The organism is Arthrobacter sp. BGA-UO-ETr-C19, from assembly GCF_059568005.1.
The window spans coordinates 961390-985260 of the sequence record NZ_JCAQPC010000024.1 but is presented as its reverse complement, the minus strand read 5'-3'; the positions used below and the strand labels follow the sequence as shown (position 1 = coordinate 985260).

24 protein-coding genes, 1 other RNA gene and 1 riboswitch are annotated in these 23871 nt (G+C 66.3%); of the genes, 16 read left to right on the top strand and 9 right to left on the bottom strand.

The genetic code is table 11. The features are described from left to right. The first annotated feature begins 290 nt into the window (after positions 1-290). From AC57BR_RS23455 to AC57BR_RS23435, 5 genes are all read left to right on the top strand, one after another. Complete coding sequence (locus AC57BR_RS23455) at positions 291-4118, top strand: multifunctional oxoglutarate decarboxylase/oxoglutarate dehydrogenase thiamine pyrophosphate-binding subunit/dihydrolipoyllysine-residue succinyltransferase subunit (RefSeq protein WP_496364942.1); 3828 nt, start codon at positions 291-293, stop codon at positions 4116-4118. 143 nt (positions 4119-4261) lie between these two features. Further along, positions 4262-4861, top strand: a complete 600-nt coding sequence (locus AC57BR_RS23450; protein ID WP_496364940.1) for a GDSL-type esterase/lipase family protein — start codon at positions 4262-4264, stop codon at positions 4859-4861. Between the two features lie 90 nt (positions 4862-4951). Next, the gene (locus tag AC57BR_RS23445) at positions 4952-5779 is read left to right on the top strand and encodes a DUF4097 family beta strand repeat-containing protein (RefSeq protein ID WP_496364938.1); all 828 of its coding nucleotides are present in this window, start codon (positions 4952-4954) and stop codon (positions 5777-5779) included. Beyond that, positions 5779-6384 carry a PadR family transcriptional regulator gene (locus tag AC57BR_RS23440; protein ID WP_496364936.1) on the top strand — a complete coding sequence of 202 codons (606 nt, stop codon included), beginning with the start codon at positions 5779-5781 and terminating at the stop codon, positions 6382-6384. Before AC57BR_RS23445 ends, AC57BR_RS23440 begins: the two co-directional genes overlap by 1 nt. A gap of 149 nt (positions 6385-6533) precedes the next feature. Further along, positions 6534-6608: a 50S ribosomal protein bL37 gene (locus AC57BR_RS23435; protein WP_369299106.1), complete on the top strand. Its 75-nt coding sequence runs from the start codon at positions 6534-6536 to the stop codon at positions 6606-6608. A gap of 84 nt (positions 6609-6692) precedes the next feature. Here AC57BR_RS23435 and rsrA read toward each other — a convergent pair whose 3' ends face one another. Together rsrA and AC57BR_RS23425 are read right to left on the bottom strand one after the other, a co-directional pair. Next, on the bottom strand, positions 6693-6953 hold the full coding sequence (rsrA, locus tag AC57BR_RS23430; RefSeq protein ID WP_496364934.1) for a mycothiol system anti-sigma-R factor: 261 nt from the start codon (positions 6951-6953) through the stop codon (positions 6693-6695). Further along, positions 6950-7795 (bottom strand): sigma-70 family RNA polymerase sigma factor, encoded by an 846-nt coding sequence (locus AC57BR_RS23425; RefSeq protein ID WP_496365216.1) that lies wholly within the window; start codon positions 7793-7795, stop codon positions 6950-6952. Before AC57BR_RS23425 ends, rsrA begins: the two co-directional genes overlap by 4 nt. 295 nt (positions 7796-8090) lie before the next feature. On the opposite strand from AC57BR_RS23425, the gene AC57BR_RS23420 reads away from it, so the two are divergent. The 9 genes from AC57BR_RS23420 (at position 8091) to AC57BR_RS23380 (ending at position 16253) form a co-directional block, all read left to right on the top strand. Beyond that, positions 8091-8660 carry a DoxX family protein gene (locus AC57BR_RS23420; protein ID WP_496364932.1) on the top strand — a complete coding sequence of 190 codons (570 nt, stop codon included), beginning with the start codon at positions 8091-8093 and terminating at the stop codon, positions 8658-8660. Between the two features lie 21 nt (positions 8661-8681). Next, the gene (gene aroA / locus AC57BR_RS23415; protein WP_496365215.1) at positions 8682-10073 is read left to right on the top strand and encodes a 3-phosphoshikimate 1-carboxyvinyltransferase; all 1392 of its coding nucleotides are present in this window, start codon (positions 8682-8684) and stop codon (positions 10071-10073) included. Next, the gene (rsgA, locus tag AC57BR_RS23410) at positions 10057-11172 is read left to right on the top strand and encodes a ribosome small subunit-dependent GTPase A (RefSeq protein WP_496364930.1); all 1116 of its coding nucleotides are present in this window, start codon (positions 10057-10059) and stop codon (positions 11170-11172) included. Before aroA ends, rsgA begins: the two co-directional genes overlap by 17 nt. Positions 11173-11238: 66 nt before the next feature. Beyond that, positions 11239-12051 (top strand): histidinol-phosphatase, encoded by an 813-nt coding sequence (gene hisN / locus AC57BR_RS23405; protein ID WP_496364928.1) that lies wholly within the window; start codon positions 11239-11241, stop codon positions 12049-12051. A gap of 180 nt (positions 12052-12231) precedes the next feature. Beyond that, a riboswitch (SAM riboswitch) is annotated at positions 12232-12345 on the top strand. Between the two features lie 34 nt (positions 12346-12379). Next, positions 12380-13786 (top strand): aminotransferase class V-fold PLP-dependent enzyme, encoded by a 1407-nt coding sequence (locus AC57BR_RS23400; RefSeq protein WP_496364926.1) that lies wholly within the window; start codon positions 12380-12382, stop codon positions 13784-13786. Between the two features lie 103 nt (positions 13787-13889). Continuing rightward, on the top strand, positions 13890-14669 hold the full coding sequence (locus AC57BR_RS23395; protein WP_496364924.1) for a class I SAM-dependent methyltransferase: 780 nt from the start codon (positions 13890-13892) through the stop codon (positions 14667-14669). Between the two features lie 10 nt (positions 14670-14679). Continuing rightward, positions 14680-15393 (top strand): metal-dependent transcriptional regulator, encoded by a 714-nt coding sequence (locus AC57BR_RS23390; RefSeq protein WP_496364922.1) that lies wholly within the window; start codon positions 14680-14682, stop codon positions 15391-15393. Positions 15394-15399: 6 nt separating this feature from the next. Continuing rightward, positions 15400-15891, top strand: coding sequence for a fluoride efflux transporter FluC (locus AC57BR_RS23385; protein ID WP_496364920.1), 492 nt, complete (start codon positions 15400-15402; stop codon positions 15889-15891). Beyond that, a complete protein-coding gene (locus AC57BR_RS23380; RefSeq protein ID WP_496364918.1) occupies positions 15888-16253 on the top strand; it encodes a fluoride efflux transporter FluC in 366 nt (121 codons plus the stop codon). Before AC57BR_RS23385 ends, AC57BR_RS23380 begins: the two co-directional genes overlap by 4 nt. On the opposite strand, the gene AC57BR_RS23375 is transcribed toward AC57BR_RS23380, so the two are convergent. Continuing rightward, entirely contained in the window at positions 16240-17628 is a 1389-nt protein-coding gene (locus tag AC57BR_RS23375; RefSeq protein ID WP_496364916.1) for an MFS transporter, read from the bottom strand. The genes AC57BR_RS23380 and AC57BR_RS23375 overlap by 14 nt on opposite strands. Before the next feature lie 22 nt (positions 17629-17650). On the opposite strand from AC57BR_RS23375, the gene AC57BR_RS23370 reads away from it, so the two are divergent. Together AC57BR_RS23370 and AC57BR_RS23365 are read left to right on the top strand one after the other, a co-directional pair. Further along, the gene (locus AC57BR_RS23370) at positions 17651-18013 is read left to right on the top strand and encodes a hypothetical protein (protein WP_496365214.1); all 363 of its coding nucleotides are present in this window, start codon (positions 17651-17653) and stop codon (positions 18011-18013) included. 124 nt (positions 18014-18137) lie between these two features. After that, positions 18138-18272 (top strand): hypothetical protein, encoded by a 135-nt coding sequence (locus tag AC57BR_RS23365; RefSeq protein WP_496364914.1) that lies wholly within the window; start codon positions 18138-18140, stop codon positions 18270-18272. A 70-nt stretch (positions 18273-18342) separates the two neighbouring features. Here AC57BR_RS23365 and AC57BR_RS23360 read toward each other — a convergent pair whose 3' ends face one another. From AC57BR_RS23360 to ftsE, 6 genes are all read right to left on the bottom strand, one after another. Further along, positions 18343-19326 carry a S1C family serine protease gene (locus AC57BR_RS23360; RefSeq protein WP_496364912.1) on the bottom strand — a complete coding sequence of 328 codons (984 nt, stop codon included), beginning with the start codon at positions 19324-19326 and terminating at the stop codon, positions 18343-18345. Between the two features lie 192 nt (positions 19327-19518). Then, positions 19519-19887: a transfer-messenger RNA gene (gene ssrA / locus AC57BR_RS23355) on the bottom strand. A 122-nt stretch (positions 19888-20009) separates the two neighbouring features. After that, entirely contained in the window at positions 20010-20480 is a 471-nt protein-coding gene (gene smpB, locus AC57BR_RS23350) for an SsrA-binding protein SmpB (RefSeq protein ID WP_003804881.1), read from the bottom strand. A gap of 116 nt (positions 20481-20596) precedes the next feature. Then, positions 20597-21985, bottom strand: coding sequence for a peptidoglycan DD-metalloendopeptidase family protein (locus AC57BR_RS23345; protein WP_496364910.1), 1389 nt, complete (start codon positions 21983-21985; stop codon positions 20597-20599). A 24-nt stretch (positions 21986-22009) separates the two neighbouring features. Then, positions 22010-22924: a permease-like cell division protein FtsX gene (ftsX, locus tag AC57BR_RS23340; RefSeq protein ID WP_003804884.1), complete on the bottom strand. Its 915-nt coding sequence runs from the start codon at positions 22922-22924 to the stop codon at positions 22010-22012. After that, the gene (gene ftsE, locus AC57BR_RS23335; protein WP_496364907.1) at positions 22921-23715 is read right to left on the bottom strand and encodes a cell division ATP-binding protein FtsE; all 795 of its coding nucleotides are present in this window, start codon (positions 23713-23715) and stop codon (positions 22921-22923) included. The genes ftsX and ftsE overlap by 4 nt, the downstream gene beginning before the upstream one ends. Between the last annotated feature and the right edge of the window lie 156 nt (positions 23716-23871).

Here is a 23871-nt window from a genome sequence, read left to right as displayed (position 1 = left end):
CTACAGGAGCAACGTGCCGCCAGAGAGGAGTGAAGCTGCTCATCCTGCCCGTCCGGAACCGGTGTCCACGCATGATGGAAAGGGCCGTGTTCGGGGCTCGTTTGGACGGCTATTTCGCCATAAATCGGACGGTACATGATTTGGGTCACCCTTATTGGCAGTTAACCCGGAACGGTCACTAGACTGGCAAAGGTCTGGGTTCATAGGACACAGAAACTGGTTCGATTGTTGTGCCGTGGCACCTTAGGCGACCAGAGGGAAATCAAACTCATGGAAGAGGCGTATTTCAAGTGCCAGAGCAGCCTAGCCACCGTCTGCCAGAGGAATTTGGTGGAAACGAGTGGCTCGTTGACGAACTGTACGAGCGTTACCAGCAGGACAAGAATACGGTCGATGCCAAATGGTGGCCCCTGTTCGAGTCTTTCGACAGCGGCAACAGTCCATCTTCCAACGGCGTGCCGGCCGTGACGGCCCCGGCAGCCAATCCGGCTACCCGCGAGCTGCCCGTTGTCACTCCCCCGGCGCCCGCGAAGGCACCGGCATCCGCTCCTCCCGCGGCCCAGGCGCCTGCGGCAGCTCCGGCACCGGCGCCGGCAGCAGCCCCCGCCCAGCCCGCACCCGCCAAGAAGGCCCCGGCGACGGTGGCCCGCGACGGCGCGAAGAAGACCGAGGCGGGCACCGGCGCCCAGCCCATCCCGGCCCAGCTGCCGAAGAACGTCAAGGCTCCCACCGCCCCTGAGGAAGACGTCGTGTCCGTCCTCCGCGGACCGGCCAAGGCCATCGCGTCGAACATGGTCACAAGCCTTGAGGTGCCCACCGCCACCAGCGTCAGGGCAGTTCCGGCCAAGCTCCTGATCGACAACCGCGTTGTCATCAACTCCAACCTGGCCCGCGCACGCGGCGGCAAGGTCTCCTTCACCCACCTCATCGGCTACGCCGTTGTCCGGGCGCTGTCCCAGTTCCCGTCCATGAACGTGTACTACGACGAGGTCGACGGCAAGCCCGTGGCGGTCCAGCCGGCACACGTGAACTTCGGCATCGCCATTGACATGCCCAAGCCCGACGGCACCCGCCTTCTGATGGTTCCCAACATCAAGAAGGCCGAAACCATGAACTTCGCGGAGTTCTGGCACACCTATGAAGACCTCATCAAGCGTGCCCGCAACGGCAAGCTGACGGCTGACGACCACGCCGGCACCACCGTGTCGCTGACCAACCCGGGCGGCATCGGTACCGTGCACTCCGTGCCCCGGCTGTCGAAGGGCCAGGCCGCCATCATCGGCGTCGGCGCCCTCGATTACCCGGCCGAGTGGCAGGGCGCGAGCGAGAAGATCATCGCCCAGAACGCCATCAGCAAGATCCTCACCCTGACCTCCACCTATGACCACCGCGTCATCCAGGGTGCTGGCAGCGGCGAATTCCTTAAGCTCGTCCACTCCCTGCTCCTCGGCGCGCAGGACTTCTACGACGAGATCTTCGAAGCCCTGCGCATCCCGTACGAGCCTGTGCGCTGGAGCCCGGACCTGCAGGTGGACCCGTCCGACCAGATCAACAAGGTCGCCCGGATCCAGCAGCTGATCCACTCCTACCGCGTTCGCGGCCACCTCATGGCGGACACCGATCCCCTCGAGTACGTCCAGCGCAAGCACCCCGACCTCGACGTGCTCACTTACGGCCTGACCCTGTGGGACCTCGACCGCGAGTGGCCCACGGGCGGCTTCGGCGGCAAGCCGATGCTCAAGTTCCGCGACATCCTCGGGGTTCTCCGGGACGCATACTGCCGCACCACCGGCATCGAGTACATGCACATCCAGGACCCGGCCGAGCGCAAATGGTTCCAGGACCAGCTGGAGCACCCGTACTCCAAGCCGAGCCGCGACGAGCAGCTGCGCATCGTCTCCAAGCTGAACGCCGCAGAGGCCTTCGAGACCTTCCTGCAGACCAAGTTCGTAGGCCAGAAGCGGTTCTCACTCGAGGGCGGCGAATCCCTGATTCCGCTGCTGGACGCCATCATCTCCGACGCTGCCGACGACGCACTGGACGAGGTCGCCATCGGCATGGCCCACCGCGGCCGCCTGAACGTGCTGACCAACATCGCCGGCAAGACCTACGCCCAGGTGTTCCGCGAGTTCGAAGGCACCCAGGACCCGCGCTCCGTGCAGGGCTCCGGCGACGTCAAGTACCACCTCGGCACCGAAGGCACGTTCACGTCGGACAACGGCAAGGAGACCAAGGTCTACCTCGCCGCCAACCCGTCCCACCTTGAGGCCGTCGATCCGGTCCTGGAGGGCATCGTCCGCGCCAAGCAGGACCGCCTGGACCAGGGACAGTCGTTCCCCGTGCTGCCCATCATGGTTCACGGTGACGCAGCCTTCGCCGGCCAGGGTGTTGTGGCGGAAACGCTCAACCTGTCCCAGCTGCGCGGCTACCGCACCGGCGGAACCATTCACATCGTGGTCAACAACCAGGTCGGCTTCACCACTGCGCCGTCGTCCTCGCGTTCGTCCACGTACTCCACGGACGTCGCCAAGATGATCCAGGCTCCGGTGTTCCACGTGAACGGCGACGACCCCGAGGCAGTTGTCCGCATCGGCCAGCTCGCCTACGAGTTCCGCCAGCGGTTCCACAAGGACGTTGTCATCGACATGGTCTGCTACCGCCGCCGCGGCCACAACGAGGGCGACGACCCCTCGATGACGCAGCCGCTGATGTACAACCTCATCGAGGCCAAGCGGTCCGTGCGCAAGCTCTACACCGAGTCCCTGATCGGCCGTGGTGACATCACCGAGGAAGAAGCCGAGCAGCTGCTCCGCGACTACCAGGAACGCCTCGAGCGCGTCTTCGCCGAAACCCACGCGGCCCAGACCTCGCCCATTCCGATCATCACCGCCGACTCGGCGGCGGTATCGGACATCGAGCGTCCCCAGGCACAGCAGTCGGACATCGGAACGAACGCCCCGGCGTCGACGGCGATCTCGGCCGACACCCTGGCCCGCATCGGCAAGGCGCACGTGGAGATCCCCGAAGGCTTCACCGTCCACGCCAAGCTCAAGCAGCTGCTGGAGAAGCGTGAACAGATGTCCCGTGAAGGCGGCATCGACTGGGGCTTCGGCGAAATTGCAGCCTTCGGCTCCCTCATCATGGAGGGCGTGCCCGTGCGCCTGGCCGGCCAGGATTCCCGCCGCGGCACGTTCGTCCAGCGCCACGCCGTGTTCCACGACCGCGCCAACGGCAACGAATGGCTGCCGCTGGGCAACCTGTCGGACAACCAGGCCAAGCTCTGGATCTACGACTCCCTGCTGTCCGAATACGCGGCCATGGGCTTCGAATACGGCTACTCCGTGGAGCGCCCCGACGCCCTGGTCCTGTGGGAAGCGCAGTTCGGCGACTTCGTCAACGGCGCGCAGACCATCATCGATGAGTTCATCTCGTCCGCCGAGCAGAAGTGGGGCCAGCGCTCGTCGCTCGTGCTGATGCTTCCGCACGGCTACGAGGGACAGGGCCCGGACCACTCCTCTGCCCGCATCGAGCGCTTCCTGCAGCTGTGTGCCGAGGAAAACATCATCGTCGCCAATCCGACGACGGCGGCCTCGCACTTCCACCTGCTGCGCCGCCAGGCCTACAGCCGGCCCCGCAAGCCGCTCATCATCTTCACGCCGAAGCAGCTGCTGCGCCTCAAGGCCGCCGCCTCGTCCGTGGAGGACTTCACCACCGGCAGTTTCCGCCCGGTGATCGGTGAGCACGAGTACCTGCCGGCGGACGCCGTCGACCGCGTACTCCTGGTCTCCGGACGCCTGTACTACGACCTGCTGTCCACGCGGCAGAAGACGGGTGACAAGTCCACCGCGATCATCCGCGTCGAGCAGCTCTACCCGCTGCCGCAGGCGGAGATCGAAGCCGAACTGGCCAAGTACCCGAACGCGGAAGTTGTCTGGGCACAGGACGAGCCCGCCAACCAGGGTCCCTGGCCGTTCATGGGTCTGCACCTGCCGACCGCCCTGGACCGGAAGGTGCGCCTGGTTTCACGCCCGGCGTCAGCTTCCACCGCGGCCGGTTCCATGAAGCGCCACGCTGCGGAGCAGGACGCGCTGCTGAAGCAGGCTTTCGCCCGTAAGTAGCACAGCAGCTGCCCGGCCGGACGGTGACATACCGTTCCAGCCGGGCAGTTCTGTTTAATCGGCGTGAGTTAATGGACCCTTAGTGTTGGCATACAAACGGTCCGTATCCGGGACACGCCCTCCCAACAAGTGAAGAGGTAGTAGTGGAAGACAGGAAGCTGCGGATTGCAGCTGTTGGAGATGAACTGCTCGCCGGGCTCGGCGATCCCCGGGCGCTCGGGTGGCTTGGCCGGGTGCTCGCCCGCACTCCGCAGGACGGCGTCACGGTGGAGAGCTTTTCCCTTCCATGCCCTCAGGAAGGCACGGAGGGCCTCTCGGCACGCTGGCTCGAGGAGGCCGGCCGCAGGTTCAGCGACGCCCACGAGAACCGCCTGGTCATCGGCCTTTCCGGCCGGGACATCGAGTTCGGGCTGTCCACCGCCCGGAGCCGCCTGAATCTCGCCAATATCCTGGATTCGGCCACCCAAAAGCGGCTGGAGGTCTTCGTCGTGGGGCCCCCTCCCACACTGGATCCGGTGCAGAACCGCCGTTTGGGTGAACTGAACACCGCCTTTGCCGACGTCACCACCCGGCGCAAGCACCTCTACGTCGACACGTTTTCGCCGTTGCTGAACCATGAGCAGTGGCGCCAGGACCTCGCGGCCAACGGCGGAACGCCCGGGCAGGCGGGCTACGGTCTGATGGCGTGGCTGGTGCTGCACCGGGGCTGGTTCCAGTGGCTCGGGATCGACACCCCGGACTAGGAACAACCACTCACGATATATCTTGATCTTCACGTGCCAAGCGACTACCGTGGCCTCTACGGACACGATATATCGCAAGTGGAGGGAATTATGGAAGAGAATTCCTGGACCGTCACCGGCCCGCAGACCATCGACGTCGACGGCGTCTCGCACCTTAAGGTGGGAATCGTCCGCGGCAGGCTGGACATCGTCACTCACGACGAGGCCGTTGTCCGCATCGAGGTGTCGGAGGTGCTCGGTGATCCGCTGGCCATCCACGTCACCGGCGGCCGGCTCGAAATCCGCCACCAGCTGCACGGGCCGCAGGGCTGGTTCAAGAACCTCATGGATTCGGTCAACAACAGCAGCAACAACTCCGTGGTCATCAGCATCGCTGTCCCTGCCGGCGTCGAGGTCGAGGCGGGTACCGTCAGCGGGGACGGACTGGTCTCGGGTGTCCACGGACGCACCCGGCTGAGCACCGTGACGGGATCCCTGCTGGCCAACGGGACCTCCGGTGAGCTGCACGTCAACACAGTCAGCGGCGAAGTGATCGCCCGCAACCACAGCGGCGTCCTGACGGCCAAGAGCGTCTCGGGCGAGGTCACTGCGTCCGGCGAGTTCAGCAACATCCGGGCCAACACTGTCAGCGGCGACATGAGCTTTGACCTGCACGGCTTCACCCACGACTTCGGTGCGAACTCGGTGTCCGGGGACCTGACCGTGCGCGTACCGCACGACGTCGGCGTCGACATCGTGGCCCAGTCCGCCAGCGGGCCTGTGGTCATCGACGACCGGAAGTACGGCCACCCCGGCGGCAAGGTGCAGACCATCTCGGGTCCGGACGCCAAACTCATGCTGGTCCGGACCAACTCGGTATCCGGGAAGACGTCCATCTTCCACGGCCAGGCGCCGGCCACCGCGGAACAGGCGCTCTGATGCCCCCCGTCTTTGCCCATGGCGCCCTCCGGCTCTATCTGCTGGCGCTCCTCGAGGCGGGCCCCAAGCACGGGTATGAACTCATCAAGGCGCTCAGCGACCGGTTCGGCGGCACCTACTCCCCCAGCGCCGGCACCATCTATCCTCGTCTGGGCAAGCTGGAGGAGGAAGGCCTGGTGGCCACCGAATCCCAGGGGCGCCGCACAAACTACCGCATCACCGCCGCGGGCCTGGCTGAACTGGACAGCCGGCGCGAGGAGCTGGAGACCGTGGAAAACGACATTGCGGCCTCCGTCCGCCGGCTGGCCGATGACCTCCGCGCCGACATCCGCAGCAACATGCGCGGACTGCGCGCGGACCTGGCGGCCACAGCGGAAGCGGCACGCACCGCTGCCAGATCGGCGGACCTGGCCGGCCAGGGCCGCTACACCGCCGAGGGACAGCGCATGCTCAAGGAAGCGGAGATGCTGCTGCAGGCGTTCCGCGACGACATGCGAGCCGAGCTTCGCCTGCAGACCAGCGCCCGGCCCATGACGCCCGTGGCCCTGGAAACGGTGCGGACAGTCCTGGACCAGGCCCGGGTCTCGATCCGCAACTCGCTGTAGGGCCGGACCTCACTGCACGGCCGGACCGGGCACGGCGTCAGCCGCGGCGTCTCCCTGCACCCCCGCACCGCCCCCGGTTCGCGGCCTGTCCCCTGATATGGGAGACTGGAGGGCAACTCTTTTGGGTAACGAAATTAAGGAGGCCAGCTATGAGCAAGCGTGCACGTAAGCGTCGTGACCGTAAGCGTGGCGGCGCGAACCACGGGAAGCGCCCCAACACCTAAGCCACGGCTTGAACCGAAGCTTAAACGGGATGCCCCCGCTACCTGCAAGGTAGCGGGGGCATCGCGTTTAAGTCAGGAATCCCGTCAGGCCTCCACGGGCCGGATCGCGTGGATCCGGTCCAGAATCGCGTTCTTAAGGTTTTCCGGCGCCGCCTCGGTACAGGAGCGCTTCACCACTTTCCGGATAACGCACTCAAGATCGTACTGCTCCGCGCATTCCGGACACTCGTCGAGGTGGTGCTTGATCTCCGCAAGGTCACTGCGGGTCAAAGCTCCGTCCAGATACTCGTAGATGCGTTGCATCCTTGTGTCATCGCAATCGCCCAATCCCTGGCAGTCGCTCATTTCCCGTTCTCCTGTTTGTTGCTTTCCGTTGCCGCCGTGGCGTCTGCAGCAGCCTTGAATCCCCGGTCGGCGGCGTAGTCCGCCAGCATGTCCCGCAGCATCTTCCGGCCCCGGTGGAGCCGGGACATCACAGTGCCGATGGGGGTGTTCATGATGTCCGAAATTTCCTTGTACGCGAAGCCTTCAACGTCGGCGAAGTACACGGCCAGCCGGAACTCCTCCGGGATGGCCTGCAGGGCCCGCTTGACGTCCGAATCCGGCAGGTGGTCCAAAGCCTCGGCCTCCGCGGACCGCAGACCGCTGGAGGTGTGGGACTCGGCACGGGCAAGCTGCCAGTCCTCGATGGTGTCCGAATTGGACTGCAGGGGTTCCCGCTGCCGCTTCCGGTACAGGTTGATGTAGGTGTTCGTCAGGATCCTGTACAGCCACGCCTTCAGGTTTGTGCCCGGCTTGTACTGATGGAATGCCGAGAACGCCTTGGTATACGCCTCCTGCACGAGGTCCTCGGCATCGGCCGGGTTCCGCGCCATGCGCATGGCCGCCGAATACAGCTGGTCCACGTACTGCATGGCGTCGCGCTCAAACCGGGCCCGGCGCGCTTCCGCGCTCTCCGATCCGACGTCGACATCCTCTGCCGCTTCAGCGGCGGGTGACGTGTCATTCTCCGGGATGCCGTTGGCGGCGTCCTCCTGTGCGGCCTGTAAGGCCGGATCCACGGTGCTCATTGCCTTCAAGTCTACTTTGACCGGAGCGGGCCGCCCCTGCCGCCGTGCCGTACCGTAGTCCGGGAAGCCACTCCCTGCCTCTAGCGCGTCGGTTTCCGGCACCACAAACGGCCGCATCCTGGCGGGACTTCGCACCCCCACAGCTTCCTTCACCAAAGTCAATGCTCCATCTCCGCTCCGCCTGTTAAGGGCCGCCTGATAAGACCGCGCTCAAGCGACGGTCCGCGCTCTTGCCGGTTCCGGCCATGCCCCAGCCGCCGCTGAACACCGGAAACCGCACGGGACGCCGCCTGCACAGTACTTCCGGTCTGAAGAGCACAACGGCGTGCGGTGGGCAAATATTCCGCAAAAGTGCAAGACTAGAACCGACTCCGCCGCGGCCACCGCGGCTCGGCCATCCAGGAGGAAATTCATGTCCTTTGTCCGCTTTTTTGCCCGGCCGATGCTGGCCTCAAGTTTCATCCTCGCCGGAACGGACAAGCTCAGGAATGCGGACGACACCGCGCAGCAACTGTCGCCCCTCCTGCGCCGTGCCTCCGAGGCCCTGCCTTTCCAGACCGACGAAAAGGTTCTGGCACGGATCATCGGCGGAACGCAGGTGGGTGCCGGCATCCTGTTCGCACTCGGCAAATCTGCGCGGGTGGCGGCCTCGGTGCTGGCAGTCATCTCGGCACTGAACGCCTTCGTTGAATGGCGCAGCGCCGACATCAGCAGCAAGGAGGGCCGGGAAGCCCGCCGCAACCAGCTGCTCAAGAACATCACCCTCACCGGCGGCGTGCTGCTGGCCTCCGTGGACACAGCCGGCAAGCCCGGCCTGGCCTGGCGCGCAGAGCACCTTGCCGCCGATGCGCGGAAGACCGCGACCCACTTCGCCGCGGATGCACGCAAAACCACCGGCAAGAAGCTGCACACTGCCGACAAGGCTGTCCGCAGGGCCGACAGGGCAGTCCGCAAGGCTGTTGACCACGCGGTGGGGGCATAAGCAGGAATGACAGCATCACCCATGGGCGCGTCCGCTGAAGACTCCGGCGCTGCTCCGCACTGGCCCGCGCCGTTTGCGGAGCAGCCGGTTGACGCCACGGTCCGCGTGCCGGGCTCAAAGTCGCTGACCAACAGGTACCTCGTGCTCGCCGCGCTGGCCGACGGGCCGTCCCGGCTCCGGGCACCGCTGCATTCCCGCGACTCAGCGCTGATGATCGCAGCCCTGCGCCAGCTGGGCGCGGACATCCGGGAGGTCCCGGGCGACGGCGCCTTCGGCCCGGACCTGGAGGTGACGCCGATTCCGGCCAACTCCGGCGGTGAGGACGCCGCCATCGACTGCGGCCTTGCCGGAACCGTCATGAGGTTTGTTCCGCCGATGGCGGCACTCCGCAGCGGCGCCACTGTTTTCGACGGCGATCCCCACGCCCGGGAACGTCCGATGGGGACCATCATCGAGGCGCTTGCAGGCCTCGGCGTAACCGTCAGCGGAGAGGACGGCCGAACGCCCGCTTCGCTGCCGTTCCGCGTTGAAGGCACCGGGCAGGTCCGCGGTGGGCACCTCGTCATTGACGCCAGCGCGTCCTCCCAGTTCGTCTCAGCCCTGCTGCTGGTGGGGGCACGGTTCACGGACGGCCTGCATCTGGAGCACTCCAGCCCAGAATCCGCCGGCAGCACAGTACCGAGTCTGGACCACATCAACATGACCGTTGCCGTGCTCCGCGGGGCGGGCGTGGTGGTGGATGACTCCACGCCCAACCACTGGATTGTCAGCCCCGGTCCGATCCGCGCGTTCGACCAGCGCATCGAACAGGACCTCTCCAACGCCGGTCCGTTCCTGGCCGCTGCCCTGGCGTCAGGCGGCACGGTGCGGATTCCGGACTGGCCCGAGCACACCACGCAGGTGGGTGACATGTGGCGCAGCATCCTCAGCGACATGGGTGCTGCCGTGACCCTGCAGGACGGCACCCTGACGGTGACCGGGGGCAGTGAAATCAAAGGCGCGGACTTCGCCGAAACCAGCGAACTGGCACCCACCGTCGCGGCGCTGTGCGCGCTGGCCTCCGGCCCTTCACGGCTGAGCGGCATTGCCCATCTCCGGGGACACGAGACAGACCGGCTCGCCGCGCTGGTCACCGAGATCAACCGCCTCGGCGGCGATGCCGAGGAAACCTCCGACGGCCTCATCATCCGGCCAGCGGAACTGCACGCCGGCGTCGTGCACAGCTACGCCGACCACCGGATGGCCACCGCCGGTGCCATCCTTGGGCTGGCCGTCAGGGGTGTGGAAGTGCAGGACATCGCAACGACGTCCAAGACCATGCCGGACTTCCCCCAGCTGTGGGCGGACATGCTCGGCCAGCGGATCGGCGCAGTGGCAAACACCGCAGGGACCACCGGTGGCACGCAGCACTGATTCCTGGGACGAATCCGACGTCCGGATCCGGCCGAACAAAAAAGGTTCCCGCCCCCGGACGAAGGACCGCCCCAGCCATGAGGATGCCGTCACGGGGCGGATCATCACTGTTGACCGGGGCCGTTACACGGCCGTCGTGGGCGAGGACTCCGGCCACGAGCGGACTGTCATCGCCGCCCGCGCCCGGGAACTGCGCCGCTCCCCCGTAGTGGCCGGCGACTTCGTGTCGCTCGTGGGCGACGTCTCCGGCGCACCGGACACCCTCGCCCGGCTCGTGAAAATCCAGGACCGCAAGACCCTGCTGCGCCGCAGCGCCGACGACACCGACCCGGTGGAACGCGCTGTTGTTGCCAACGCGGACCAGCTGGTGGTGGTGGTCGCTGCCGCCAACCCGGAACCCCGCACCGGCTTCATCGACCGGGCGCTCGTGGCAGCCTACGACGCCGGGATCGAGCCGCTGCTGCTGGTCACCAAGGCGGACGTCAAGGACCCCACCGAGCTGCTGGACAACTACCGCCACCTCGACTTTCCGGTCATCATCAGCCGCACGGCTGACTCGGAAGCCTCCGGCATCGACGCACGGTCCGACGACGGCCTCTCCGCCCGGCTCGACGTTGCCGCGGTGTCCGAACTCCGCGCCCATCTGGACGGCAAGGTGACCGTGATGCTGGGCCATTCCGGCGTCGGAAAATCCACCATGGTCAATGCGCTGACGGGCGCCGAACGTGCCACCGGCGGCGTCAACGCCGTGACGGGCCGCGGACGGCACACGTCGTCGTCGGCCCTCGCGCTCAGGCTCGCTGACGCCCCGGCCGGGAGCTGGATCATCGACACGCCGGGCATCCGCTCGTTCGGGCTGGCCCACGTCGACCCGGACCGCATCCTGCACTCCTTCCCCGACCTTGAGCCGGGCACCGAGGCCTGCGAACGCGGCTGCAAGCACGACGCCACCGCCGTCAACTGCGGCGTGGACGCATGGGTCGCGGCCGGTCATGCCGGTCCCACCGGGGCAGCCAGGCTCGCGTCCCTGCGCCGCCTGCTGGGCACCGACCCGCGCCTGGAGGCCCAGGAAACCAAGGAACTCGGCAGCGTCGGCTAGCCTTCCCCGGCGCAGCCCGGCCGCCGCCTCCCCGCCCCACCGGGCCTTTGAGGGTAGTTTGGAACCATGACCCAACCCGCTTCAACCTACAACGATGACCTGCGTCTGGCCCATGTGCTGGCCGATTCCGTGGACGACCAGACCATGAGCCGGTTCAAGGCGCTGGACCTCAAGATCGAGACGAAGCCAGATCTGACGCCGGTCACCGATGCGGACAAGGCCGCCGAGGAGTCCATCCGCGGCCAGCTGTCCCGCTCCCGTCCCCGCGACGCCGTGCTCGGTGAGGAGTTCGGAAGTTCCGGCCACGGTTCCCGCCGCTGGATCATCGACCCCATCGACGGCACCAAGAACTTTGTCCGCGGGGTGCCGGTTTGGGCCACGCTGATCGCCCTCGTCGACGAGGGCGAACCCGTCGTGGGCGTGGTCAGTGCCCCCGCGCTCGGCAAGCGCTGGTGGGCGGCCAGAGGCGCGGGCGCCTACTCGGGCCGTTCCCTCGCCGCTGCCACGAGGCTCAAGGTATCCAACGTGTCCAGCCTCGCCGACGCCTCGCTGTCCTACTCCAGCCTCGGCGGGTGGAAGGACCGCGGCAACCTCGATGAATTCCTCCAGCTCACCGAGGACGTGTGGCGCACCCGCGCCTTCGGCGATTTCTGGTCCTACTGCATGGTGGCAGAAGGCGCCGTTGACATCGCCTGCGAACCGGAACTGAACCTCTATGACATGGCGGCACTCGTGCCGATCGTGACGGAGGCAGGCGGCCGTTTCACGTCCCTCGAAGGAACCGACGGCCCGTTCGGTGGCAACGCGCTGGCAACCAACTCGATCCTGCACTCGGAAGTCCTCAAGCGCCTGAACCCCCAGCTGGACGATTTGCTCTAGTTCCCCCGTCCCCAGCCCCTGCGCCTTAGCGCTGAATATTACGACGGCGGGCGCCCCCTTTTGGCGGCGTCCGCCGTCGTTTATTCGACCGAAGGCCCGATATCCGGGCTGCGTAATAATCCGCTTAACATTCCGGACTGGCTTTTTCATCGCCCCTCCGGATGTCCTAGTCTCGTTACAGGTCACGAGTGCCAGCGCTAAACCCCGGTTAGCTGGCCGGCAACCCTCCATTCGCGGTGGGGTGCCCCGGGTGACGACCAGGCCGATCCGGAACGGACCCGGCAAGCGCGGATCCCCGTCACACGGGGTCCTTTCTCAGTGAGGTCCCATGACGACTGCAATCATTTCTTCCACCACCGACGCTGGCGTGCTGGACGGCCGATTTGCCGCCGCCGGCCGTCCCCTGGCCGCCGTCACCGGCGCAGAAATCCAGGCTCCGCTGATCCAGGGCGGCCACGTCCGCTACGCCAACCTCGATTACGGCGCCTCCGCGCCTGCACTGTCGGTTGTTTCTGCGTACCTCAACGAGATCCTGCCCTACTACGCGAGCGTGCACCGCGGCGCCGGCTATGCCTCGCAGATCAGCACCTCCGTGTACGAGAACTCGCGGAGCATCGTGCGGGAGTTCGTGGGCGGCCGCGCCGATGACGCCGTCATCTTCACCCGCAACACCACCGACTCCCTCAACCTGCTGGCCGGTTGCCTGCCGGTGGAGGACCACCACCACACCGGTGAAGTCCTGTACCTGGACATCGAGCACCACGCCAACCTGCTGCCGTGGCAGGGCGTACCGCACCGCAGCGTGGTGGCCTCGGAAACGCTCGAAGCCACCATCAGCAGCCTGCGCACCGAACTCGAGCACGGCGACGTCAGCCTCCTTGCCGTGACCGGCGCCTCCAACGTCACCGGCGAAATCCTTCCCATCCGGCGTCTCGCTGCGCTGGCCCATGAATACGGCGCCCGGATCGTGGTGGACGCCGCCCAGCTCGCGCCGCACCGCCGCGTCAACATCGCCGCGGACGACGTCGACTACCTCGCCTTCTCCGGCCACAAGCTCTACGCCCCCTTCGGGGCCGGCGTCCTGATCGGCCGCCCGGACTGGCTCGACGCCGGCACCCCCCACCTCGCCGGCGGCGGCGCCGTGAGCGAGGCCAGGCTCGACGGCGTCAGCTGGGCCATCGGACCCGCCCGCCACGAGGGCGGCTCACCCAACGTCCTCGGAGCTGCCACCCTGGCCCGGGCCACCCAGGTCATCGCTGCCCTTGATCCGCAGCACTGGCACGCCCACGAAGCCGCCATCCGGTCCTTCCTCGTCGAGGGGCTGCGCAGGATCGACGGCGTCACCGTCCACCAGATCTTCGCGGACAGCGACCCGGACGACGCCATTGGCGTGGTCAACTTCTCCGTGGAGGGTTACGACGCCGGCCTGGTGGCCGCCTACCTGTCGGCCGAACACGGCGTGGGCCTGCGCGACGGACGCTTCTGCGCGCACCCGCTGCTGAAGCGCCTCGGTCTGCCGTCCGGTTCCCTGCGCGCCAGCTTCGGCGTGGGGTCCCGGCTCGAGGACGCCCAGCGGCTGCTCGCCGGCATCGAAGAGCTCCGCCGCTCCGGCCTCGGCTGGGATTACGTGGTGGATGCCGGGCGCTGGGTTCCGGCGAACGACACCCGCACCTACCCCGAGTGGGCACCCAACACGCCCGGCACCGCCGGTGCCGCACCCTGCGCCCAGGATTAATTGCCGCGCTGAATTAAGACGCCGCCCCCGGCCTGCGACGCCACCGGTCCCCGTACGGTAAATTCGAAAGGTAATTTTCGACGTCGGGCTAAGGAGACTGTGCGTGGCACGGGGCGGTCCCAAACTTCATCACGGGCGGCGGCAGGAGCTTGGGCAGAGCTTCCAGGACGGCGGCGAGCACTACCACCGCGTCCGTCCCGGCTACCCTGGTGATTCCGCGGACTGGCTCATTCCAGCCGGAGCCCGCACTGCTGCCGACATCGGAGCCGGAACCGGCAAGTTCACGGCATTGCTCGTGGAACGCGGACTGAGCGTCAGCGCGGTGGACCCTTCCGCGGACATGCTGGAGCAGCTCAGCCGTACCTACCCCGGGGTTCAGGCCCTGGAAGGGACCGCGGAGGAGACCGGACTGCCCGACGCCTCGTTCGACGTCGCCAGCGTTGCCCAGGCGTGGCACTGGTGCGACCCGCTGCGGGCCAGCACCGAGATTTCCCGGATCCTCAGGCCCCACGGGGTGCTGGGCCTGATCTGGAACCAGCTGGACACGTCAGTGCCCTGGGTGCACCGGCTGTCCCGCATCATGCACGCCGGCGACGTCCACAAACCCGACTTCCGCCCCAAAATCGGCCCGGAATTCACGTCCCTGGAGAGCCATTTAACGCGGTGGGAAGATGCCGTTACCCCGGACGACATCCTCGAACTGGCCAAGTCCCGCAGCTATTACCTCAGGGCCAACGAATCCACCCGCTCCAAGGTGACCGGCAATCTGACCTGGTACCTGCACGAGCACCTGGGGCATGCCGAGAGCGAACTGCTGCAGCTCCCCTACCTCACCCAGACCTGGCGGGCTGTCAGGGCGGAGGGCCGTGGCGGCAGCAGGTAGGCTTGAAGTTGTGAAGACCAGTACGCCCTCCTCCTCGATCGAGGACTACGTTAAGGTCATCTATTCCTTTACGGAATGGCAGGACAAGCCCATCACCTCCACCCAGCTTGCACAGCGCCTCGGCGTGGCCAATTCCTCGGTTTCCGAGATGGTGCGCAAGCTCAAGGACCAGGGCCTGGTCCTCCACAAGCCGTACAGCGCCATCACGCTCACGCCCCAGGGCGTCCGGCTTGCCCTCTCGATGGTCCGGCGGCACCGTCTCATTGAGACGTACCTGGTCAAGGACCTCGGATACAGCTGGGACGAAGTCCATGACGAGGCCGAACAGCTGGAACACGCGGTCTCGGACACGTTCATTGAGAGGCTGGCAGCCAGGCTGGGCAACCCGTCACGGGACCCGCACGGCGATCCCATCCCCGCGTCTGACGGAACCGTCCTGATGCCCTCAGCCCACCGGATGATCGAGCTCGACGACGGCCACACCGGCAGGATCACCCGGATCAGCGACGAGAACCCGGAGCTGCTGCGCTACCTCGCTGCAGAAAAGATCAGCCTCGACGCCGACGTCGAGGTGCGCGGCCGCAAACCCTTTGGCGGTGCGCTCGTGGTCCGCATAGGCTCCCCCGGGACCAGCCGCGACGTTGACCTCGCCGACGAAGTGGCCTCCGCGCTCTGGATTCACAGCGACTCCGCGCATCCCGGCTGCCGTATGGCCAACCTGTAGGCACTGGTGCGGGCTCCCCTGGCCGGTCGCACCGGCACCGCCCGCAGGTCGGCCTCCGGTTACGGCTGGCGGGTCTGGACGGCCGTGGCCGCCGGCGGGCTGCTGGGTACGGAGCTCCGGTACGTGCTGGGACTGCTGTTCGCGGACCAGCCGGGCGGCCTGCCGTGGGCCACGCTGGCCATCAACATCGTTGGCAGCTTCGTGCTGGCGGCCCTCACCACTATCTGGATCGCGCGGCCACAGACCGCGTTCTGGCTCCGTGCGGCCATCGGGCCGGGCATCCTGGGCTCTTTCACCACCTTTTCCGCCGTCGTGTTTTCCACTGACCAGCTGACCCGTGGCGGGCTGCCCGGGGTGGGACTTCTCTATCTGGGACTGTCCGTCCTGCTGGGGCTGGCGGCAGCAGCAGCCGGCTGGCGGACCGGCAAGGTGCTGGGCGCTTCGGGGCTTTTCGGCAATGCAGGGCCCTTCGGCGGCACTGACCGGGGGCGTCGGTGACGGCGCTCCTCGTGGGCCTCTTCGGCATCGCCGGCGCCCTCCTCAGGTTCGCCGTTGATGGCTGGCTGGCCGGGTTCCCGTCGACGCGGCGGCACTGGCCTTGGGCAACCCTGCTGGTCAACGTTGCCGGCTCGTTCGTGATCGGGTTGTCCGTGGGCGTATTTTCGGTGTTCGGCCCTGAATGGCACTCTGCCCTGGCCACCGGGTTCGCCGGCGGCCTGACCACTTTCAGTTCCTGGACCACTGCCACGGTGCGGCTGGCCAGTGAACGGCGCTACCTCGCCGCCGTCGCCAACATCCTCGCCAACCTGCTGTTGGGGCTGGCTGCGGCCGCGGCAGGAATCGCGGTCAGCGGGGGCTAGCTTTCACCGGGTTGCGGATTCCGACGGCGGAGCAGGCCGCACCCAGTAGCAGCAGCCCGGCCGTGGCCAGCAGCGCGCGGTGCAGGCCCGGCGTCGTCAGCTCGGGACCGACGATGAAGCCCGCGAACGCGATGCAGACCAGGCCGGCGATTCGTGAGACCGCATTGTTCACCGCGGAGCCCACGCCCGCCTGCTTCTCCGGCACGGACCCCAGGATGGCCGCCGTCAGGGGTGCCACCGTCATGGAAAGGCCGAGGCCGAAGACCACCTGCCCGGGCAGGACCTGGGTCCAGTAGTTCAGGGTGCCGCCAACGGACAGTGTGAGCAGGAATCCGGCCGCACACAGCACCGGGCCGCCGGTCATGAACCAGCGCGGCCCGTACTTGCCGGCGAGGCCCCCGAAGAACGATGCCAACAGCATCAGGATCACCGTGGAGGGCAGCAGAGCCAGGCCGGCGGTGGTCGCCTTCATGCCGCCCACCTGCTGGATGTAGATGCCCAGTGCAAAAAACCCGAGGGAAAACCCGCCGTAGATCGCGGCGGTGGCGATGTTGCCCCAGCCGAAGTTGCGCATCGTGAACATGCCCAAGGGCAAGAGCGGCGCGGCTGTGCGCGATTCATGGAAAAGAAAAAGCACCGTGGCCACGATACCCGCGGCCATCGGCAACCAGACCTGCGGGCTGCCCCAGCCCGCGGTCCCCTGCTCGATCAGCGCGTAAACCGGTCCTCCAAGCGCAACAACGGCCAGGAGTGCACCCGCAATGTCGATGCCGCCGGCAGAACCGGGGACAGCGTCGGCCTTCCGCAGCCTGGCCAGGACCGGCCAGATGGCCGCCGCCGGCAGGACGTTGACGAAGAAGATGACCCGCCAGGAGAGCAGGTCCACCGATACGCCGCCAATCAAAGGGGCCACGATGGCGGCGGCGCTTGTCCACGCCGACCATTTGCCGATGGCCGCCCCCTGGCCGGCACTGTCGAAGTGGCTGACGATCAGCGCGAGCGAGCTCGGCACCAGGAGTGCTCCGGCCACTCCCTGCAGCCCCCGGCTGACCACCAGTATTTCGCCGGTCCATGCTGCCCCGCAGAGAACCGAGGTGAGGGCAAACCCGCCCAGCCCCCACTGCAGCACACGCACCCGTCCGAAATGGTCCGACAGCGAGCCCGCTGCCAGGATGAGGGCGCCCAGCGTCAGGAGGTAGGCATCCACCACCCACTGCTGGATGCGAAGGCCGCCGCCGAGTTCCCTGCCGATGGCGGGCAGCGCGAGGCTGACGACGAAGCTGTCAAGGATCGCCATGAAGGACGCCACGATCGCGACCGTCAGCACCTGTCGCTGGAGACGCGTGGGCGCGGTGGTCTGGCCGGCATCGCTCATGACTTACCGTATCGTGGAGTGGATGATCAGCAGACGTGATGCGGCAATTGCCCTGGATGTACCACTGGAAATGGCGCAGCGCCACGGCATTCCCAAGCTTCTGACGGAAGCCGAGCTGGGCGAGCTGCTGGACAATCCCCCCGCCTGGCTCGTCCAGTCCCGCGCCAACCGGACCGGGAAAAGGCCGGTGTGGGTGCATCTCGTCTGCGCGGTCTGCGGATACGAGGAGGCGGCCCGGCCAAAGAAGTGGTGGCCCGAGTTCACGTATGTCGTTTGCGACCATCACCGCCCCGCCGAAGTTCCCCGGCCCGCACCCGGGTTCATACGGAGCGAGTTCGACGGTGTGGGCACCCGGTTCGTGGGAATCGCCGACGTCGCTGGCTGACGGGTGACATGTGCTGACGGGTCACCAGTGCAGGTGGCGAAGCCGGGCAGTTACATTTGGGCCGGAACAGGCGTAATTTACGTAGGGAGGGGCACCCTCTGCCCCTCGGACGAGGGAGCACGCCATGCCGGACAAGTCGCCGCACCAGCCACAGCAGAAAAAAGCAGGCAAAACGATCAAGCAGAAACGCGCGGACAAGAAGGCCAAGGCCCCAATTGAGGGAGCCCCGGACCCTGTGGCGCATCTGAAGAAACGCTGATTGCCGGAAAACATTGATGGGAGTGGCCAGGGATTTCCTGGCCACTCCGTTTTTGTGTCCGGTCCTGTACCTATCCCCAGTCCGCCATTTCGCCCGGAACCGCCGGCACGTCGGTCAGGTGCCCGTCGCGAAGGACGGATATGTTCATCGGGACGCCGATGGCCTCGGCGAAGAGCAGTTTCTGCAGGCTTTCGGCATTGCTGACGGCACGGGAGCCTACCCGCAGCAGCACATCACCGGTCCGCAGACCAGCCTGCTCCGCCGGGGAACCGGACAGGACCTCCACCACGCGCAGCCCCTCCCGCTGGCCGGTGCGGACCACTTCGCTGGCGCCCAGGCGGATCGGGGTGCTAACGACGCCGAGATAGGCGCGCCGGACCCGGCCATCCGACAGGAGCGCGGAGATGATCCGGCGCGAGGTGCTGTTGACGGGAACAGCCAACCCCAGCCCGGCACCGGCCACCGCGGTGTTGATTCCCACGATCCGGCTCCGTGAGTCGGCCAGTGCCCCGCCGGAACTGCCGGCATTCAAGGCGGCATCGGTCTGGATGACATCCTCAATGACCCTGCGGTTGCGTCCGGCCCAGACAGGGATGGCGCGTCCCAGTCCGCTGACCACACCTGCCGTCACCGAGCCCGAGAGTCCCAGCGGGTTCCCGACGGCTATCACCAGCTGCCCCACCTGCAAAGACTCGGCGTCACCGAACTCCGCCGGCGCGACATGCGGGGCGCGGCCCCGGACCACAGCGAGATCGGACAATGGGTCCGCGCCGACCACCTCAAGGTCAGTGCCGGAGCCGTCAGCGAAGACGGCGCGTCCTTTCTGGGTCCCGGCCACCACGTGGGCATTGGTCAGCAGGTAGCCATCCTCGGTGAACAGGACCGCAGATCCGGCACCGACCCGGAACCGACCGTTGCGCCGGTTCCCCGTCATCTCAATCGCGGCGACATGGGGTGTGACGGTCCTGGCCACCCTGATGACCGTCTCCGAATAGGAGTCGAGAGCCGCGCCGTCATCGACGGGACCCGGTTCATTTGCAGCCGCCGTGGACATGGCGTGCCTCCCTACCGCTGGGTTTCGAATCGCTGGATTCGTGATACCTCTCACAACCCCGCGGGTCGGGCCGGTAGTCCCGTGCGGGCTACGCCGTGGGTGAACAGCAACTGCTGCCGCCGGCTGGGTCAACGGCTTAAACAAAGAACGCCCGGACCGAGGTCCGGGCGTTCCCCGTCAGGTAACGGGATTTTGTGGAGATGGGGGGAATTGAACCCCCGTCCGATGTCGTGTTGTCAGGGCTTCTCCGGGCGCAGTTTGCGTCGGACTTTCTCGGCCCCAGCCGTCCTGCAAACAGGCGGCTGATCCGGGCCCAGTCATCTAAGAGTCCCGTTTACTCCGATGACGGGAGCAAACAGCAGTGGCTATCTAAATGACGCCAGGATCCGGGGCGATAGCATCCCCGGGCTGACGGACTGAACTACTGCTTAAGCAGCGAGTTCGAAGTCAGTGCGCTTAGATTCGGCACTTATTGGTTTGCAGACAGCGTTTACGAGATAATTCTGCATCCTCGGCCCGCTTCACCTGTCGCGACTAACATCGTCGAAACCGATCATCCCCGTATTTTGTTACCAAACCGACGGGGCGCAGGTTCAGAACCTGATCCCTGCCGGACTACCAATCATAACGCATTAGGGCGGCAATTCATTCCAGGCGGCGCACCGCGCGTCGAACCTGCCGCACTAGCGCCGGTTGCGTTCCCGCATGACTCGCAGGGCCTCGCGCTTGTCCTGCTGCTCCCGCAGCGTCTGGCGCTTGTCGTAGTCCTTCTTACCGCGCGCGATGCCAATCTCCACCTTGGCCCGGCCGTCCACAAAATACAGCTGCAGCGGCACAATGGTGAAGCCCGACTCGCGGATCTTGTGCGAAATCTTGATGAGTTCCTCGCGGTGCAGCAGGAGCTTACGGCGCCGGCGGGCCGCATGGTTGGTCCAGCTTCCCTGGTTGTATTCAGGGATGTGGATGCCTTCCATCCAGAGCTCGTCGTTGTAGAACGTACAGAACCCGTCGACCATGGATGCGTGGCCTTCGCGGAGGGACTTCACCTCCGTCCCCATGAGCGCGATGCCAGCCTCGTAGGTGTCCATGACGTGGTAGTCGTGCCGGGCCTTCCGGTTGGTGGCCACGACTTTACGGCCACTTTCTTTGGGCACGGTTCAACTCCTCAGTTCTCGGTACTGGCTGTTCCGGCGGCACCGGAACAAAGTCTTACTATTCTACGGCAGGTGCGCCGGCCGGCCCGCGTCGCCAGGCCGCCGGCGCCGCCGCGTCAGAGCAGGCGCATCGGGTCAACCGCCTCGCCGTTCAGCCAGGTCTCAAAGTGCGAATGGCAGCCCGTGGAGTTTCCGGTGGTGCCGGAGTAGGCGATGAGCTGGCCCTGGCTGACCTGCTGTCCCGCCGAGACCACCACACTGGTGTTGTGGTAGTAGATCGTGGTCAGCGAGTTGCCCTGGACCACGCCGTGCGAGATCTTGACGTTGTTTCCGCCGCCGTCGTCCGCCCAGCCCGCTGAGAACACCGTGCCGGCCGCCGCCGCGTACACCGGCGTGCCGCACGCGGCACCGAAGTCAATGCCCGTGTGCATGTAGCCGCCGGTGCCGTAAAAATCGATGGTGCCTGGCGGCGTCGAACGCCATCCAAAACCGGAGGTAATGGGAACGCTGTCGGGGAACGGGTGGCGGAGGCCAAAGGCCGACGGCGGCCCCGCCACCGGCGGCACGTAAGGCGCGGGCTGCTCCCCCTTGGCCTTCGCTGCCGCGGCGGCAGCGGCTGCGATCCGCCGCTGTTCGGCGAGCCAGGCCTCGCGCAGCCTGCGGTCACGCTCTTTGATTTCAGCGGCGACGGCGTCCTGGCGCGCCTTGACGCCAGCCAGCTTCTTCTGGATCCCGGGCCTGGCCGCCTCGAGTTCGTTGTTCAGGCGGGTGGTATCGGCGATGAGCTTGTCCACCTTGGCCTTCTTGGCTGCGGCTTCATCGCGGGCGGCCTTCTCTTTGACAAGTGCCGCGTCAGCCTTGGCCTTGAGGTCCTTGATCTCGGCTTCGACTGCCTGCAGCCGGGCCTGCGAGTTCACGTTGGTGGCGTTCTGCTGAGTGAGCTTGTCCATCGCGGAGTTCTGGCTCCGCAGCGCCTGGTCGGCCATGTCCATTGTGTCTGTGAGGCTGCCGGTGTTGTTGGAACCGAAGAAGAGGGTGAGGTCTGAGGGTACGCCGCCGGATTTATAGGCCTGGGTGGCGATCTGGCCGATCAGCTTCTTCGTGCTGGCGATCTTCTGCTTGTCGGCATCCAGCTGCTGGGTGATCTTGGCCTTGTTCTGCTGCGCGAGATCCACCCTTGCAGCGAGGGCTTCCACTTCCTTGACGGCACTCGCCACACGGCCCTGGGCCTCGAGCAGCGCCTGCTGCGCGGCCGGAAGCTGTCCCCGGTAGATCACGAGGTCCCCGGCCGCTTTGGAAATTTTTGCATCGACGAATTCGAGCGACTGCTGGACGCGGGCGGCCTCGGCCTTCAGCGCGGCCTGCTGGTCCTCAAGGTCGTCCGCGAAAGCGGCCGGAGCTGACGAACCCAGGCTCGCGGCCAGCACCAGTGCCACAGCGGCACTGAGAATCCTGCGCTGACGCCCTGCCGGGCTCTTTCGAATGGGCCTGCCGGAACTCGTCATGGGCATTCCTTCGGTGAGCATGGCCTACACCCTCAAGTATCGGCGGAGCGTGAGCAGAGATGAAGTGCCCGCCAGAACAACACCCAGCCCGACGAGGGCCGGGGCGAGGAGCAGGGTCTGTGCCGGCGAGATGAACGCCGTGTCGGGATACTGCTTGGACAGGTATTCACCCAGGAAGAAGTGGGCCACGGCCCACAGCGTTCCGGAGGCGAGGGCGGCGCCAATGACCGCGGCGATCACGCCTTCGAGGATGAAGGGCAGCTGGATCACGGTCTTCGACGCCCCCACGAGCCGCATGATCCCGGTTTCCCGCCGCCGGCTGAACGCCGAAAGCCTGATTGTGGTGGCGATGAGCAGGATGGCGCACACCGTCATCACTCCGGCGATGATCACTGCGACGAGGGACGCCGCGTTCATCACAGAGAAGAGCCGCTCCAGGACCTGCCGCTGGTCGATGACAGTTTCGACGCCCGGCTGCGAGGCGAAGGTCTCGCTGATGATCTGGTACTTTTCGGGGTCCTTCATGTTGATCCGGAATGAGGCGGGAAGCTGGTCCGGCGTAACCGAATCGACGATGGGAGAGTTCGAGAACTGCTCCTTGAAGTGCTTGTAGGCGTCGTCCTTGGACTCGAACTGGAAGTCGTTGATGTACTGGGCGACTGCGGGCGATTCCAGCAGGGTCCGCACGTTGTCCTGCTGCTCGGCCGTCACCGGCCCCGAGGCGCAGCCGGCCGCCGTCGACCCTTCACCGCAAAGGAAGATGGCCACCTGGACCTTGTCGTACCAGTAGCCCTTCATCTGGTTGATCTGGAGCTGGAGCATGCCGGCGGCGCCCACGAAGGTCAGGGACACGAAGGTCACCAGGATGACGGAAACGACCATCGAGAGGTTGCGCCGCAGGCCGCCGCCGATCTCGCCGAGGATGAACTGGAGCCTCACAGCCGGCCCTCCCCTGCCTGGTCGCGGGCTATCCCGTCACGCGGCTCCGCCGCGTCGTCGCGTCCGCTGGCGTCCTTGAGCCTGCGGGACTGGCCGACCACAGGGATCATCGACGTGTAGAGGGCCCGGGCTTCGTCGCGGATGACCTGGCCGTTCTTGAGCTCCACAACGCGTTTGCGCATCTCGTTCACGATGTCGTCGTCGTGAGTGGCCATGACCACGGTGGTGCCGTTCTGGTTGATCTTGTCCAGCACCCCCATGATGCCCATGGACGTGGTGGGGTCCAGGTTGCCGGTGGGCTCGTCGGCCAGCAGGATGCCGGGGCGGTTGACCACTGCGCGGGCAATGGCCACACGCTGCTGCTCACCGCCGGAGAGCTCATGGGGCATGCGCTTCTCTTTGCCCTCGAGGCCTACGGTCTTGAGCACCTCGGGGACAGTGTCGCGGATGACGCTGCGGCTCTTGCCGATGACCTGCATGGCAAAGGCGACGTTGGCGAAGACGTTTTTCTGCGGCAGCAGGCGGAAGTCCTGGAACACCACGCCGATTCCGCGGCGCAGGCGGGGCACACGCCAGCTGGAGATGTTGGCGACGTTCTGGCCGGCCACGTAGACCGTGCCGGAGGTGGCGCGGTCTTCCTTGAGGACGAGGCGCAGGAACGTGGACTTGCCGGATCCTGACGCGCCGACGAGGAAGGCGAATTCACCACGGTCAATTTCAAGGCTGACAGAATCCAGGGCGGGCCTGGCCTTCTGGTCGTAGACCTTGGTGACATTTTCGAAACGGATCATGACCCTAAAACCCTGCAGGACACGGCTTTAAGGGCATAGTCTGCAACCGGTGCGGGGGCTTTCGCTAGGGGGAAGTAGAGCTCCGGCCTCTCGACTATACGCACGGGCTGCCATGCTCAGGCGGGAGTCAGAGGGGCGTGTCGCGGGATTGGGTCC

Coding starts and splice junctions, on each gene's coding strand:
- AC57BR_RS23420 (WP_496364932.1), top strand. CDS start 8,091: ATGTCCTTTGTCCGCTTTTTTGCCCGGCCGATGCTGGCCTCAAGTTTC.
- aroA (WP_496365215.1), top strand. CDS start 8,682: ATGGGCGCGTCCGCTGAAGACTCCGGCGCTGCTCCGCACTGGCCCGCG.
- AC57BR_RS23360 (WP_496364912.1), bottom strand. CDS start 19,326: ATGTCCACGGCGGCTGCAAATGAACCGGGTCCCGTCGATGACGGCGCG.
- rsrA (WP_496364934.1), bottom strand. CDS start 6,953: ATGAGCGACTGCCAGGGATTGGGCGATTGCGATGACACAAGGATGCAA.
- AC57BR_RS23345 (WP_496364910.1), bottom strand. CDS start 21,985: ATGACGAGTTCCGGCAGGCCCATTCGAAAGAGCCCGGCAGGGCGTCAG.
- AC57BR_RS23375 (WP_496364916.1), bottom strand. CDS start 17,628: ATGAGCGATGCCGGCCAGACCACCGCGCCCACGCGTCTCCAGCGACAG.
- AC57BR_RS23440 (WP_496364936.1), top strand. CDS start 5,779: ATGCCCCCCGTCTTTGCCCATGGCGCCCTCCGGCTCTATCTGCTGGCG.
- AC57BR_RS23365 (WP_496364914.1), top strand. CDS start 18,138: ATGCCGGACAAGTCGCCGCACCAGCCACAGCAGAAAAAAGCAGGCAAA.
- ftsE (WP_496364907.1), bottom strand. CDS start 23,715: ATGATCCGTTTCGAAAATGTCACCAAGGTCTACGACCAGAAGGCCAGG.
- AC57BR_RS23425 (WP_496365216.1), bottom strand. CDS start 7,795: ATGCGGCCGTTTGTGGTGCCGGAAACCGACGCGCTAGAGGCAGGGAGT.
- AC57BR_RS23400 (WP_496364926.1), top strand. CDS start 12,380: ATGACGACTGCAATCATTTCTTCCACCACCGACGCTGGCGTGCTGGAC.
- hisN (WP_496364928.1), top strand. CDS start 11,239: ATGACCCAACCCGCTTCAACCTACAACGATGACCTGCGTCTGGCCCAT.
- AC57BR_RS23445 (WP_496364938.1), top strand. CDS start 4,952: ATGGAAGAGAATTCCTGGACCGTCACCGGCCCGCAGACCATCGACGTC.
- AC57BR_RS23370 (WP_496365214.1), top strand. CDS start 17,651: ATGATCAGCAGACGTGATGCGGCAATTGCCCTGGATGTACCACTGGAA.